The organism is Actinoplanes sichuanensis, from assembly GCF_033097365.1.
GTDB classification, from domain to species: Bacteria; Actinomycetota; Actinomycetes; order Mycobacteriales; family Micromonosporaceae; genus Actinoplanes; species Actinoplanes sichuanensis.
The window spans coordinates 1,331,945-1,346,348 of record NZ_AP028461.1; the positions used below are offsets into that span (position 1 = coordinate 1,331,945).

Consider the following 14,404-nt stretch of genomic DNA (forward strand, 5'->3'; position numbering starts at 1 on the left):
TACGGCCGCGACGATCGCCGCGGCAGACATCGACACGGACTTCGGCCTTACGGGGCGGTCACGGCTCGCATGATCCGCCGGGTCAGGCCCGGATTCTCCAGGAGGTCCGTGCTGTCGCCGAACTGGTCGACGGCCCCGATTCCGGGGCTTTCCGCATTCAGCGCCGCCGCGAATCGGCCCGCGTCGATCACCGGGAACGGGCGGTCGAAATACGATCGCCGGGTCGCCTCGACCGGATCGGCGATGCCGAGCCGGTTCTGCCAGACGCCGGCCATCTCGTACGCGTCACAGAGCGCCGCCTGACGCTGCTCCGCATCATCGGCGGCCAGGGCGGCCTGCAGCGCGGCGACGATTCCGGCCGCCTCCGGCAATGCGGTCACGGCCTTTCCCAACCATTTGCTGTACGGCGGGAAGCGTCTCGCCAACAGCAGGGTCAACCGCATCACGTCCCGGGCCAGCCGGGCCGCGACGATCCGGCTGCCCAGGTCGTCCCCGGTTTCCGCGGCCCGCCCGACGAACGCCTGCTCCTGCGAGATCCGTACCCACTGGGCGGCCAACACCTGACGCCACACGTCGTCCGGATACCAGCGCAGCCGCTCGCGCAGCGCTGTGAGCTCGCCGATCCCGTCGTGGAACACCGCTCCGCCGACCGTCTCGGCGAGCCGCTGTGTGGGTGTGGCCAGCCAGTCCACGGTCTCCGGGTCGCGACGGGCGTCGAACCCGAGGCGCTCGACGGACCAGCTCGCGACGTCGGTGAGGTGCACGCGGTGGGCGACCAGACCGTCGGTGGCGGTCATCACCCGCACCCGGGCGTCCGCCGGTTCGAAATTCGTCGGCCACCCGCGCACCTGTTTCGGTAGTCGCGCGGTGAGCAGCGCCGACAGTTCGGCACCGTGCCGGACCAGGTCCTCCGGCCGCAGGAACAACTCCAGCCGCGGCCCCCAGTCGTGATCCACCGAGCGTGGCGTGTCGAACCCGAGCACCTCCGAGCCCGGCCCGACCCGGGCGGCGGCGTGCTCCAGCCCCGGGTAGAACTCGTCGAGTAGTGGGCGTACGGCCTCGGTGTAGAAGATCCGGCACAGCTGAAGGCCGGGCATGAAGTCGGGAAGCACGACGCCACGTTAATTGCGTTGCCCGGGTTCGGCGATCCACATACTGTTGCCACCAGTTCCACACCGAACTCGAACGGGGAGACCGAGATGAATGCGATCAATGAAGATATTCGGCGGCGGCGCCGATAGATCGCTCCAGCGTTCGGTCGAGCCGCCCATTCCACATCGGAATCGGCGGTTCTTTCATATCCTGCTCCGTTAGCTCAATGGGAGAGCACCCGCCTGTCGAGCGGGGGGCCGCCGGTTCGATCCCGGCACGGAGCGCGCAACACATGTCGCCGTAGCTCAGTCGGTCAGAGCGCCGATCTGATAAGTCGGAGGCCGGTGGTTCGAACCCACCCGGCGACATCTCGGCGCGGTGGACGAAAGGTAGAGTCGCCCGGCTTTCACCCGGGACGTTTGCGGGTTCGAATCCCGTCCGCGCTGCACGATCCGGCGTCGCCCAACGGCAGGGCACCGCACTGTTAATGCGCACAGGTGAAGGTTCGAATCCTTCCGCCGGAGCCGAACCCCCGGCTGGTCCCGGGAGCTGTTTCGAGGTCGGGGACAGCCCTGGGAACCAGCCGGGGAACCTCTGCCGCTGCGGGTGCTCGGGGCGGCCGGCGGCAGCCGTGGTTGGATTACCCGGTGACGATCACGGTGGGCGAAGTCCCGGAAAAGGGACGGTTCGAGGCTCGAGATGACGACGGTGAGCTGGCCGGTGTGCTCACCTATCAGGTGACCGGGCCGATCATCGTCTATACGCACACCGAGATCGACTCGCGGTTCGAGGGGCGTGACGTCGCGTCGCTGTTGGCTCGCGCCGCCATGGACGACGCCCGCGGCCGCAACCGGACCGTGGTGCCGATGTGCCCACTGCTCGGCGAGTGGCTGGAGAAGCACCCCGAGTACGACAAGTCGGTCGCCCGGTCCACCCGCCGGATCAAGTGACCAGACCGGCCACCTGACTGAGGACGACAGGGGCGGCCGGCCCTTCGGCAACCGGCAACGGCGGCCGGGAATGCCCGTGCGGCGGGTCAGGTGGGGGCGCCTACCCGGAGGACCTCGGCCAGTCGGGCGCGGCGGCGTAGGGCTGCCTCGACTCGGATCAGTAGCGGGGCGGTGAGCAGGAACAACACTGCCACGGCGGCCAGGGCCGGCCACGGTAGGACCGTTGTCGGGTCGGTCACCTGGCCGGTGAGCAGGCGTAGCGCCAACGGGCCGGTGCTCAGGGCGGCCACCAGGATGCCGAGCGCCGGACCGCCGACAGCCGCGAGGAAAGCCACCGGCAACAGTTCGCCGACCGCGATCAGGCGGCCCTGACGCGGGGTGAGGCCCAGCGTCCGGAGGCGGCTCACCGTCAGCCAGCGGGCCGGTGCGCTCGCCGCCGCCGTCAACGCGAACGCGAGCAGGCCCGCCACCAGCAGGAACGCCGCGGTCGCCCAGGTCAGGCTGATCAGGCCGGAGACCAGGGGTGCGGCTCGTCGTGCCTTCGCGACCTCGGAACGGGAGACCGTCGACAGACCGGCGGTGGCCTCGGTGGCGCCGGGGCCGGTGACCCAGATGGTGTTCGGTGGTTCGGTCAGGCCCGCCGCGACGTCGACGATCACCACCTCGGTGGCGCCCCCGACGGCCGGTGCCGCACCGGTGGCGGTCAGCCGTATCGCCGGTCTGCCCTGTTGAAGAATCTCCACCGTGCTGCCCTCGTGCAGGGCGCCGGTCGCGGAACGGACCAGGGCCTGCCCGCCGGTGAGCGCCGTCCCGGTGAAGGCGCGGCTGTCCACGATCACCAGCCGGGCCGGAGCCAGTTTGCCGTCGGCGACGATCCGCGCGGTGTCGGTGACGTGCCCGGTCAGGACCGAGGTCACCCCGGGAGCGGCGGCGATCCGACGGGCGGTCTCGGCGGCGTCGGAGGAGGCGGGTGAAGAAGGGGCGGAGGACGGCGAGGTGGCGAAAGGGGAAGAGGTGGACGCCAGGTCGACCCGGACGTCCGCGCCCACCGAATCCTGCGCGCCGCCTGCCAGGCCGCGGTCCACGGTCGTGGCGGTGACCAGCGCGAACGTCGCCAACGCGGCCGACGTGACGAGGGCGGCGACCGGCAGGGCCCGGCCGGACGTGGCGGACGCCTGCGCGGCACCGAACACGGCGAGCGGTCGGCGGGACCGCAACGCCTGCCACAGCACCAGTCGGGTGATCGGCGGCAGGAGGCGGACCAGCAGGATCGCCCCGGCCAGGACGGCGAGCGTGGGGGCCGGCACCGGCAGGCCGGAACCGACGCCGCGCTGGTTGAGCGCGATGATTCCGGCGATCGCGGCGATCACCACGGCGGCTTCGGCGGCGGCCCGGCGTAATGCGCCGGTGTGCTGCGCCCACCGGCGGGCCGACCGGTTGGCGGGCGACCTGCGGTCTCTGGTGGCCGAGGCGGCGTGCACGATGCCGTACGCCGGAACGGCCACGACCGCGGTGACCAGGACCGGCGCCACCCACGCCGTGGCGACACCGCCGGTGACCAGCAGCGCGACGGCACATCCGGCCCCGGCCGCGAGGACTGCCACGAACGCCGACTCGACGAGGAGTTCCAGCCCGAGTGACGGGAGCGAGGCACCCCGCTGCCGGGCCAGTATCAGGGCCGCCGACCGGCGCCGGACCAGCAGGTCGGCGGCGAGCAGCAGCACCAGCACGGCCCCGGTCAGGATCGCGGCGAGCAGCACGGCCGCCTGGATTCCGGCCGTCTCGACCTGGGTGGTGACGTCGTCGAGGACCGAGTCGAGGTTGGTACGCCAGGTGGACGACGTGTCGACGGCGCTCGACGACGCGGATCGGGCCTGGAGGGTGACCACGGTGGCGTTGACCCGTCGGGCGGCCTCCCAGGTCAGGACGGCCGGGTCGGGGACGAACACCACGGTGCGCTGCAGTTCGTCCGGGGCGAACGCGAGCCGGGCGTCGGGCAGCGAGCCGGCGGTCAGCAGGCCACCGAACCGGGTCGTTCCGATGCCGTCGGCGCCGGCGGTCGGGTTGAGTAGCCACGGGGCTTCGGCCCAGGCCGGGTCGGCCGGATCGACGGGCCGGAAGATACCGCTGACCTGTACGTTCTTCGTGTTGCCCTTCTCGTCGGCGAGTTTCAGGAGTGCTCCCGGCCGTACCCCGAACCGGTTTGCCGCCGTCTCGGAGACGCCGACCTGGACCCGCCATGGTGGCCCGAACCATTCGATCTGGGCCGTGTCGTCGGCGGGCGCCGCCGGCGCCGTGCCGGCCGTCCAGGTGACCAGCGGTCCGGCGCCGCCGGAGAGGTAGGCCATCCGGAAGGTCCGCAGCACGCTGCCGTCGGTGACCTTCAGGGTGGGGCTGGTGACGGCGGCGACGGGCGGGCGCAGCATGGTGCGTAGTTCCGGGCCGATCTCGTCGAGGGCGCGTAGCCGCAGGTCGTCGACGTCTTCGGCGAGGCGGGGCGCGCGGGCCCGGCCGGTCAGGGTGTCGTCGGGTTCCCAGCGGGCGGTGACGGTGATCTCGGCGCTGTCGCCGGCCCGGACGACGGCGTCGCGCACGGCGGCGTCGGCGGTTCGTTCCATCAGGCCCGGCACCGCTCCGGCGAGCACGCTGACCAGCAGAACCACCAGCGCGGACAGGGCCAGCGGCCCGGCGTCGGCTCGGAACCGACCGCGGATCGAGGCCCCGTGCAGACCGGCTTCGAAGGGGGTGATCATGAGGCGACCCTCAGGTGGGCGGCGTCGGCACGGCGGGACTGGATCACCACGACCGCGGTGACGGCCAGCGCCGTGGCCGCGAACAGCAGCGCCAGCAGGGCCGCCTCGGCGGGCCACGGCCAGGTCGGGGCGACCGCCGGAACCGGCACACCGCCGGTCTCGGCGCGTACCAGCAGGGGGCTGACCAGCCAGGTCGCGGCGGCGCCGACGGCCGTCCCGGCGATGAGCATCGGCAGCAGGACGACGGTGTGCTGGCCGAGCAGGGTGGTCCGGATGTCGCGGCGGGTCATCCCCAGGCCGCGGAGCCGGGCCACCTCCACCGCGCGGGCCTGCAGGTCGCAGGTGACGTGCAGGACCAGTCCGGCCAGCAGCAGCAACACCGCGGCCGGTACCAGCAGGCGCAGTGCTCCGGGCAGGGCGGCCGGGACCGGTCCGGTGGTCAGTCGCGCGGCTTCGCCCGTACGGGTGCGGATGTCTCCGAGATGGAGTCCCTCGGCGGCCGAGGCGTCGGTGGCCCCGGTGACCCACCAGGCGTCGATGGGGAATTGGGGTTCGCCGCGGGCCAGCAGGGCGCGGGAGACGGTGTCGAGGTCGGCGGCGATCGCGGGAGCGCCGGGCGCGGCCGGGACCGATTCGGTGACCTTATCGATCCGCACCGGAACGGTGGCCAACCCGACCAGGATGTCGAGCTGGTCGCCCGGGGCGACCGACAGTTGGGAAGCGAGCATCGCGGAGACGGTGACCGGCACCGGTCCGGGGTCGGGGAACGCGGTCGCCACCAGCCGCCGGGCCGCGTCGGGTGGACCGCCGAGGGCGACGTCGGCGGTGAAGCGGAGCGACGAGCCGTTGGTGGTGACCGTCGGTGACCGCAGCTGCCCGGAGTACGGCTCGGCGGACGCCGCGGTCCAGCCGTCGCCGCCCGGTACCGACAGGTCGACGGTGATGTCGCTGGTCCGGACGCTGTCGTAGGCGAACTCGTCGGCGGTGACCGGCAGCATCACGGCGATCAGCCGCATCCCGTCGATCGGAACGCAGTCCGGCAGCCGGTGCGGGCGCCCGTCGAGCCGGATCGCCGGTGCGGTGCACGCGGTCCGCAGGCCGCTGGAGTCCTCGAGGACGAGCTGTGGGGTCACCGACAGCGGGTCCGGGCCGGTCGCCTGCCCGGTGACGGTGAGCGCGGCACCCGCCGGGAGTGCGATGCCGGGTGTGGTGCCCGCCCCGCGGACCGCGACCAGGCGTGGCGGTTCGTCGCCGCCACCGATCCACTGCCCGATCGCGACGCCCCGGTTCACCGCCGGCCGAGCCTGGCCGCCGGTCGCCAGGGACACCTCGGCGCCCTGCCCGGCGACCGCCGGCGCGCCCAGGGTCAGCACCAGGTCGGAGCCGACGGCGAGGTTCGCCTGGTCGAGCTGGGACCGGTGCCAGGTCGCGTCGAACGCCACCGCGAACGTCGCCGCCGCGCAGCCCAGGGTGACGAGCAGCCCGGCGGCGACGGCCCGCGGCCGACGTGCGGCTTCGGACATCGCCAGCGGCAGGGCCAGCCCGGGCGCGCGGCTCGCCCACCGGTCGGCGGCCCGCAGGGCGGGTGGGGCCAGGCGCAGTGCGATCACGCAGCCGCCGGCCAGCAGCAGGGCCGGGACCAGCACCCGGACCAGGTCGATCCGGGCGTCGGCGCCACCGGACCGGGCCGAGAACCAGGCGCCCACGGCCAGCGCGACCAGTGCCACGTCGGCGCCGGAGCGGGCCAGGCCGGACCGGGCCGGTGTCGGCAGGAACAGCAGCGCGGCGCCGATCATCACGGCGAGCAGCTGTGGCCCGCTCACCACCGGCTCGGTGGCCAGACCGGCGTCGGTGAGCGGTGGCAGGTGGGTGAGAGCGGCGTGCGCCAGCGACGACAGTGGTAGCGCGACGGCCACCGCCAGCCCGGCGAGCAGCGCGGATTCGGCGACCGCGAGCCCGGTCAGCTGGACGCGGCTGGTCCCGGCGGCGGACAGCAGCGCCGTCTCGGCCGCCCGGACGTCCGCGGTCAGTCGGCCGGCCAGGCGCAGCGCGGCCGCGGTGAGCACCGCGCCGAGCACGGCGACGGCCAGCACGGCCGACGACGTCACCCGCTGCTGGCGTTCGGTGGCGGCCAGCGTCGACGGCAGCCGGGACGCGATCCGCTCGATCTGCACCCGTTCGCCGAGCACCGCCGACAGCCGCCGGTCGGCTTCGCGTACCCCCTGGCTGAGCCGGTCCAGGTCACGAGGGCTGGACACGGACAGGTCGGGCCGGACGGTGACCTCCAGGCGGCTCATCGTCGAGCCGCCGGCCAGCAGGTCCCGGTAGTCCATCAGGAACGGCCCGAACGCCTGCGCGGTACGCAGCGCCGAACCGTCCCGGTAGTCGGCCACGTAGCCGGCGCCTTCCAGCGGGTCGCGTTCCCAGCCGCCGCCGGCCTGCGGCCGGACCACGCCGACCACGGTCACGGTCAGTTCGGGCGCCGGGTCACGGATCAGTTCCACACCGAGTCGCACCCGGCTGCCGGGTCGCACGCCGAGCGCCTTCGCGGTGCGTTCCAGCAGCACCGTCTCGCCCGCGCCGGGGCGCGGCCATCGACCGGTCACCAGACTCGCGCGATCCGTCAGGTTCTCCACCCCGGAGAGGTACGCCAGACCCTGCGCCCCCGCCGACCCGATCGCAACGGGCCGCATCGCCGTCGACATCCGCCCCACCGGTTCACCGCCGAACGGTGCCAACGCCTCCCGCAGCACCGAGCGGGTGTCCCGGTCGACCGACGCCACGTCGCCCGGCGCGATGGTCACGGTGTAGGCGGTGACCTCGGTCGAGGCCGGAACGGCCCGGGCGGCGGCGACTTCGAGGGCCCGATCGGAGGTACGGGTGACCAGCAGCGCGCACACGCCGAGCAGGGTCGCCCCGACCGTGACGACCGCCAGCACCGCGGCCAGCAGCGGCCACTGGGCGCGGGCCCGCCGGAGGATGAGGGTCCGCACGGCTACGCGTCGACCCGGCCGTCGCTGATCCGGATCACCCGGTCGGCCAGCGCCATCATCACCGGGTCGTGGGTGGACACCAGTGCGGTGACCCCTTCCGACTCGACGACCGCCCGCAGCAGTGCCATCACCGACCGGCCGGTCTCGGCGTCGAGCTGTCCGGTCGGCTCGTCGGCGATCAGCAGTCGTGGTGAGGCGGCCAGGGCCCGGGCGATGGCGACCCGCTGCTGCTGGCCGCCGGACATCTCACCGGGCCGCTGGTCGGCGTGATCGGCCAGCCCGACCAGGTCGAGCAGCAGCGCCACCCGCTTCTCCCGGTCGGCGGTCGGGGTGCGGGCCAGCCGCAGGGGCGCGCCCACGTTCTCGGCCGCGGACAGCACCGGGATCAGGCCGAACGTCTGGAATACGTACGACACCCGCTCCCGTCGCAGCCGGGACAGCCCGTCCTCGCCGAGGGCGGTCACCTCGGCGCCGTCGACGACGACCGAGCCCTCGTCCGGCCGGTCGAGTCCGCCGACCACGTTGAGCAGGGTCGTCTTGCCGGAGCCGGACCGTCCGACGAGGGCGACCATGGTGCCCGCCTCGACGTCGAAGGAGACGCCGCGCAGCGCGTGCACGGTGGCCGGGCCGCTACCGAACCGCCGGTGCACGTCACGCACCGACACCAGGGCCGTCACGACGGGTCCGGGTGGATCGTCACGTGGTCGGCCTCCAACGCCAGCCGGACCCGCCTGGTCAGGTCCAGTGCCTCCCGGTACTCGCGGGGGATCTGCACCCGCCCGGCCCGGTCCATCACCGCGTACTCCTCGGCGATCACGTGGGTGTCCCCGTTCGACGACGTCTCGGTGCGGCGCAGCACCTCACTGCTGGTCCGGCCGTCCCGGATGGCGACCGTGCGTTCGACCTGGCCGCTGACCCCGGGGTCGTGGGTGACGACCACGACGGTCACCCCGAACTCCCGATTGACGTGCCGTAGTGCCTCGAACACCCCGGCCGACGTGGTGGTGTCGAGTTCGCCGGTCGGTTCGTCGGCGAACAGCACCCGCGGCTGGTTGGCCATCGCCACCGCGATCGCGACCCGTTGCTGTTGACCGCCGGACATCTGGCCCGGTCTCCGGTCGGCGCAGTCGCCGACGTCGAGGGCGGCGAGCAGCTCGTCGGCGCGAGCGCGGCGCTCACGGGCCGGTCGGCGGGCGGCGACCATCGGCATCTCGATCACCTCGCGCGAGGTGAGGTACGGGATCAGGTTCGACGCCGTCTGCTGTCGGACGAACCCGACGGTGTGCCGCCGGTAGCGGACCCGGTCGCTGCGGGACATGGCGAGCAGATCCGCGTCGCCGACCCGGGCGCGGCCGGCGGTCGGCGCGTCGATGCCGGCCAGGATGGACAGCAGGGTCGACTTGCCGGACCCGGAGGCGCCCACCACGGCGATCATCTCGCCCGCGTTGACCAGCAGGTCCAGCCCTTGCAGGGCCTGCACCTCGATCGACCCGGTCTGGTAGATGCGGACCAGGTTGTCGCAGACGATCAGCGCGTCCCGCCCGAACTCCGCGGCCCGCGCCGGCGGTTGAGGCAACGACACGGAAGTCCCCCGACTCACGTTCCGGACAGATCTTGGGCGTGCCTATCTAACGTTTCACAGCACCGTCCGTCAACCGCCGCATGCGCAGGCTCCGGATGTGGTCGTCCTCGCGGGACAGCGTCGCCCGTACCGTATCCATGGGTTGAAAGCCCCTCGCCCGGTAGAAACCGATGCCGCCGGAGTCGCCGAGGAACACCGACACCCACATCTCGGTGCCGCCCGCCGCCCGGATCTGCTCGGTCACCCGGTCCAGCAGCAGTGTGCCCAGGCCGCGGCCGCGTTCGTCGGACTCCAGGTAGATGAGCGACAGCTCGCCCGTCGCCGGGTCGGTCATGCCGCCGCCGGCCGCACCGAGGACCCGGCCGTCCTCCTCGACGACCTGGTAGCCGAACCAGTCCGGCAGTGCCGGCGCGATGTCCCGGGCGATCCGCGCCTCGCTGTAGAACTCGGCCACGCTGCGGTTGATGTACCCCTCGGGCAGCAGGTCGCGGTACGCGTTGCGGTACGCCGTGGAGCAGATCCGGGTGATGGCGGCCGCGTCGGCGGCGACGGCGGGACGGACGACGGCGGTGATTGATGATCCAGGCACGCCCGCAAGATTAATGGGCGTTCATGCGCGGAGGCCTTGCCCAAATCATCTTAGTCATTAAGATAACCGCGTGCGCACATCGACTGACTTCTCAGTGGCGATCGCCGGCGCCGGCCTCTCCGGGCTCTGCCTCGCCCAGTACCTGATGCGTTCCGGCATCGACGTGCACGTCTACGAGCGCGACCAGAGTCCCTTCGTCCGGCAGCAGGGCTACCGGATCATCCTCGACCGGCACGGCCTCGAAGCACTGCGCGTGAGCCTGCCCCGCCCGCTGTACCGCCTGGCGTTGGCCACCGGCGACGAGCCCGGCGGGCGGTTGCGCTTCACCGACCGGCGGCTGCGGGACGCGTTCACCATCACCTTCAAGGTCGAGCCGGACTCGACCCGCCAGGTCGACCGGGCGACCCTGCGCTCGATCCTGATGACCGGACTGGACGGGCGGATCCACTACGGCCGGGCCGCCGCGGCCGTCGACACCGGCGGACCGGCCGGGCTGCGACTGCGGTTCACCGACGGTGCGTCCGTCCCGGCGACCGTCGTGGTGGGCGCCGACGGTGTCGGTTCGGCCCTGCGCGCGCAACTCATGCCCGAGGCCGACCCGGTGAACACCCCGATGGCGGGCATCTACGGTCGATCGCCACTGTGGCGCGACGGCTGGAGTGTCATCCCGGACGCGCTGCGTACCAGCGGCGTCCTGTCCATCGCCGACCGGCCGGGCCGGGCCTTCTTCTTCACCTCCATGCGGTTCGGCGAGAGCCCGCGGGAGGCGTTCGCCCGCGTCGTCCCAGGTGCGTACGCGCCGACCGCCCACGACTACGTGATGTGGGGGCTGCTGCTGCGTCAGGACGAGGTGCCGGTCGCCGCCCGTGGGGACCTGCTGGCCCTACGCGACCTGGCCGTCCGCAACAGCGAGGACTTCCACCCCCTGGTCCGGAGACTGGTCGGCACCGGTGAACTGGACACCACCGTCCTCAACCTCTTCGCCACCGGCTCCCGGCCGCGCCAGTGGGCGGTGCCCCGGGCGACGCTGATGGGTGACGCCGTGCACGTCATGCCGCCGTTCGGCGCCCAGGGCGGCAACACCGCGCTGCGAGACGCCGTGGTGCTCGGTCGCCGGCTCGCCGAGGCCCGGGCCGACGGCACGCCGGTGGAGGAGGTGATCGCCGGCTATCAGGACGAGATGGTGCCCTACGCGTTCCGTGCCGTGGACACGGCGGCCGGTCTGATGCGCCGCCTCACCGGGGGCGCGGCGGCGCCGCACTGGGTGCTGACCCGCGTGTTACCTCGGCTGCACCGGGTGACCGTGCCCGAGGCATGATGGCGGGCATGTCGTCCGACGAGCCGGCCCGCACCCCGGTGACCGACCCGCCGGTGGCGGCCCCGCCCGCGACCCACCTGTCGGTGGCGGCCCCGCCCGCGACCCACCTGTCGGTGGCGGCCCCGCCCCCGACCGACCTGCCGGTGGCGGCCCCGTCCGCGGTCCGCGGACCGTCGACCGGCCTCCCGGCGGCCGAGCGGCCGTCGGTCTCGTCGGCGAGCCCTCCGGCGGTCGATCAGATCCGGGCGTCAGCGATCGCCGATCTGATGCGGGCCGGGCGGGAGGCCTCGCGGCTGTCCATGGTGTTCCGGTATGCCATCGCCGACCGGCTCGGTCTCACCGTGAGTGATCTGGAGTGCCTGGATTTCCTGGCCGACGCCGGGCCCGTCACCGCGGGGCGGATCGCCGAGCGGACCAACGTCACCACCGGTGCCGTGACCAGCATGCTGCGTCGGCTCCAGCAGGCCGGTTGGGTCACCGCCGAGCGCGATCCGGCGGACCGGCGGCGGGTGATCGTCACCCTGCGGCCGGAGCGGGCCGACGAGCTCGAGCGGCCGTACGAGCGGTTCGCCGAGCGGGCCGGGCGGCTCATCGAGGGCTACCGCCTGGACGAGCTCCAGTTGCTGGCCCGGCACTTCGGTCGGTTGCAGTCGATGTATCGGGCCGAGCTGGACCACCTCCGGGGCGGCGACGCGGAGCGGGCTCAAAACGACCGATAACAGTTTTCCCGAAAATACTTTTCTCAATATCTAAACGGGTTCCGGGATAGCGACGGTTCCGGAACCGGCATTTGTTGCCGACATATTGACGGGCGAAGACGGCGCGATGACAATTTGCCGGAGAGCGCTCTCTGAGCTGCTCTTCATGGTCACCCTCGCCCCCGTCCGATAGGCAGGAACATGACACCCCCGACCCCGACTTCCTCCGGGAAGAAACTCCGACGCCGTGGGAAGGTCGTGCTGAGCGTCGCGCTCGCCGCGACCCTCGGCGTCACCGTCGCCTCGGTCACCGGCACGGCCAGCGCCGCGGACCTCCCGCTGTCGCAGGGCAAACCGGCCACCGCCTCCTCCGTCGAGAGCGCCGCCTTCCCGGCGTCCAACGCCGTCGACGGCAACACCGGGACCCGCTGGTCCAGCACGTTCGCCGACCCGCAGTGGCTGCAGGTCGACCTGGGCAGCACCCAGTCGATCAGCCAGGTCGTGTTGAACTGGGAGGCCGCGTACGCCTCCGCGTTCACCATCCAGACCTCGGCCAACGGCACCTCGTGGACGAATATCAGCCCGGTCACCGCGGGCCAGGCCGGCGTGCAGACCCTGAACGTCACCGGCAGCGGCCGGTACGTGCGGATGAGCGGTACCACCCGGGCCACCCCGTACGGCTACTCGCTGTGGGAATTCCAGGTCTTCGGTGCCGGCACCACCCCGACGATCCCGACCTCGGACACCCCGGACTTCGGCTCGAACGTGCGGATCTTCGAGGCCGGCACCGCGGCGTCGACCATCCAGTCGGCGGTGGACTCGGCGTTCAACGCGCAGCTGCGTAGTCCGACCGCGCAGTTCGGATCGCAGCGTCACGTGTTCCTGTTCAAGCCCGGTACCTACGGCCGGGTGTGGGCCAACGTCGGTTTCTACACGACGGTCGCCGGTCTCGGTCTCAACCCCGACGACGTGACGATCAACGGCGCGGTCAACGTCGACTCCGGCTGGAACTACGGCGACGAGAAGAACGCGACCCAGAACTTCTGGCGCAGCATGGAGAACCTGTCGATCGTGCCCGAGGGCGGCACCAACCGGTGGGCCGTCTCCCAGGCCGCCCCGATGCGCCGCGTGCACATCAAGGGCAACCTGACCCTGGCCCCGTCGAACCAGGACAACGGGCAGGGCTACTCCAGCGGCGGCTACCTCGCCGACTCCATCGTCGACGGGGTCGTCTCGTCCGGCTCGCAGCAGCAGTGGTACACCCGCGACAGCCGGATCGCCCGCTGGGACGGCGGCGTGTGGAACATGGTCTACTCCGGTGTCCAGGGCGCCCCGGCCAACGCGTTCCCGAACCCGCCGCACACCACCCTCGCGACCACTCCGGTCACCCGGGAGAAGCCGTACCTCTACGTCGACGGCGCCGGTCTCTACCGGGTCTTCGTGCCCGCGCTGCGCCGCAACTCGGCCGGTGCCACCTGGCCGAACGCGGCCGGCACCTCGATCCCGATGCGGGAGTTCTACGTCGCCAAGCCCGGTGACACCGCCGCCCGGATCAACCAGGCGCTCGCCCAGGGCCTGAACCTGTTCTTCACCCCGGGCACCTACACCCTCAACGACACCATCCGGGTCACCCGGGCCAACACCGTGGTCACCGGCATCGGCTTCCCGACCCTGATCCCGTCCGGCGGGGTCGAGGCGCTGAACATCGCCGACGTCGACGGGGTCAAGGTCAGCGGCCTCACCTTCGACGCCGGTACGACCAACAGCCCGACCCTGATGACCGTCGGCCGGGCCGGCGTGCACACCGACCACGCCGCGAACCCGATCAGCCTGCAGGACGTCTTCTTCCGGATCGGCAGCAGCGTCCAGGGCAAGGCGACCACCACCCTCGCGGTGCACAGCGACGACACGATCATCGACCACATCTGGGCCTGGCGGGCCGACCACGGTGGCGCGCCGACCGGCTGGGCGGTCAACACCGGTGACACCGGCCTGATCGTGAACGGTGACGACGTGCTGGCCACCGGCCTGTTCGTCGAGCACTACCAGAAGTACGAGGTGATCTGGAACGGCAACCGCGGCAAGACGATCTTCTTCCAGAACGAGAAGCCGTACGACGTGCCGAACCAGGCCGCCTGGATCGGTCCCCGTGGCAACGGCTACGCCGCCTACAAGGTCGCCGACGCGGTCACCGACCACCAGCTCTGGGGTGGTGGCTCGTACGCCTACTTCAACGTCAACCCGGCGGTCCGGGTGGACCGGGCGTTCGAGGTGCCGAACCGCTCCGGCGTGCAGCTGCGCAGTGTCCTGACCGTGTCGCTCGGTGACGTCGGCACGATCGCCAACGTCGTCAACGACACCGGTGGCGCCGTCCCCAACCCGGCCGGCAACACCACCCCGCGCAACGTCATCGCGTACCCGTAACCAGT

Annotated in this window: 10 protein-coding genes and 4 tRNA genes; 8 read left to right on the forward strand and 6 right to left on the reverse strand. The window is 72.3% G+C overall.

All coding sequences use genetic code 11. The features are described 5' to 3' along the window. Window positions 1–47 precede the first annotated feature (47 nt). Window positions 48–1,112 (reverse strand): DUF4037 domain-containing protein, encoded by a 1,065-nt coding sequence (locus Q0Z83_RS05760; RefSeq protein WP_317792742.1) that lies wholly within the window; start codon window positions 1,110–1,112, stop codon window positions 48–50. A 192-nt stretch (window positions 1,113–1,304) separates the two neighbouring features. On the opposite strand from Q0Z83_RS05760, the gene Q0Z83_RS05765 reads away from it, so the two are divergent. From Q0Z83_RS05765 to Q0Z83_RS05785, 5 genes are all read left to right on the forward strand, one after another. After that, window positions 1,305–1,376 (forward strand) — tRNA-Asp (locus tag Q0Z83_RS05765). A 10-nt stretch (window positions 1,377–1,386) separates the two neighbouring features. Then, a tRNA-Ile gene (locus Q0Z83_RS05770) sits at window positions 1,387–1,460 on the forward strand. A 4-nt stretch (window positions 1,461–1,464) separates the two neighbouring features. Then, window positions 1,465–1,538: transfer RNA gene (locus Q0Z83_RS05775), tRNA-Glu, on the forward strand. A 5-nt stretch (window positions 1,539–1,543) separates the two neighbouring features. After that, window positions 1,544–1,616 (forward strand) — tRNA-Asn (locus Q0Z83_RS05780). A gap of 123 nt (window positions 1,617–1,739) precedes the next feature. After that, window positions 1,740–2,042, forward strand: coding sequence for a GNAT family N-acetyltransferase (locus tag Q0Z83_RS05785; RefSeq protein ID WP_317792743.1), 303 nt, complete (start codon window positions 1,740–1,742; stop codon window positions 2,040–2,042). Between the two features lie 86 nt (window positions 2,043–2,128). On the opposite strand, the gene Q0Z83_RS05790 is transcribed toward Q0Z83_RS05785, so the two are convergent. The 5 genes from Q0Z83_RS05790 to Q0Z83_RS05810 are packed head-to-tail and all read right to left on the reverse strand — an operon-like array spanning window position 2,129 to window position 9,959. Then, window positions 2,129–4,795 (reverse strand): FtsX-like permease family protein, encoded by a 2,667-nt coding sequence (locus tag Q0Z83_RS05790; RefSeq protein WP_317792744.1) that lies wholly within the window; start codon window positions 4,793–4,795, stop codon window positions 2,129–2,131. Next, on the reverse strand, window positions 4,792–7,788 hold the full coding sequence (locus Q0Z83_RS05795) for an FtsX-like permease family protein (RefSeq protein ID WP_317792745.1): 2,997 nt from the start codon (window positions 7,786–7,788) through the stop codon (window positions 4,792–4,794). Before Q0Z83_RS05795 ends, Q0Z83_RS05790 begins: the two co-directional genes overlap by 4 nt. 2 nt (window positions 7,789–7,790) lie before the next feature. Beyond that, on the reverse strand, window positions 7,791–8,465 hold the full coding sequence (locus tag Q0Z83_RS05800) for an ABC transporter ATP-binding protein (protein ID WP_378078792.1): 675 nt from the start codon (window positions 8,463–8,465) through the stop codon (window positions 7,791–7,793). Next, on the reverse strand, window positions 8,462–9,370 hold the full coding sequence (locus Q0Z83_RS05805; RefSeq protein WP_317792746.1) for an ATP-binding cassette domain-containing protein: 909 nt from the start codon (window positions 9,368–9,370) through the stop codon (window positions 8,462–8,464). Before Q0Z83_RS05805 ends, Q0Z83_RS05800 begins: the two co-directional genes overlap by 4 nt. 46 nt (window positions 9,371–9,416) lie before the next feature. Next, window positions 9,417–9,959, reverse strand: a complete 543-nt coding sequence (locus Q0Z83_RS05810; protein ID WP_317792747.1) for a GNAT family N-acetyltransferase — start codon at window positions 9,957–9,959, stop codon at window positions 9,417–9,419. A 70-nt stretch (window positions 9,960–10,029) separates the two neighbouring features. Here Q0Z83_RS05810 and Q0Z83_RS05815 point away from each other — a divergent pair, with 70 nt between their 5' ends. The 3 genes from Q0Z83_RS05815 (at window position 10,030) to Q0Z83_RS05825 (ending at window position 14,399) form a co-directional block, all read left to right on the forward strand. Further along, on the forward strand, window positions 10,030–11,277 hold the full coding sequence (locus Q0Z83_RS05815; protein ID WP_317792748.1) for an FAD-dependent oxidoreductase: 1,248 nt from the start codon (window positions 10,030–10,032) through the stop codon (window positions 11,275–11,277). 8 nt (window positions 11,278–11,285) lie between these two features. Then, a complete protein-coding gene (locus Q0Z83_RS05820) occupies window positions 11,286–11,996 on the forward strand; it encodes a MarR family transcriptional regulator (protein WP_317792749.1) in 711 nt (236 codons plus the stop codon). A 237-nt stretch (window positions 11,997–12,233) separates the two neighbouring features. After that, the gene (locus Q0Z83_RS05825) at window positions 12,234–14,399 is read left to right on the forward strand and encodes a galactose-binding domain-containing protein (RefSeq protein WP_449701857.1); all 2,166 of its coding nucleotides are present in this window, start codon (window positions 12,234–12,236) and stop codon (window positions 14,397–14,399) included. Window positions 14,400–14,404: the final 5 nt, after the last annotated feature.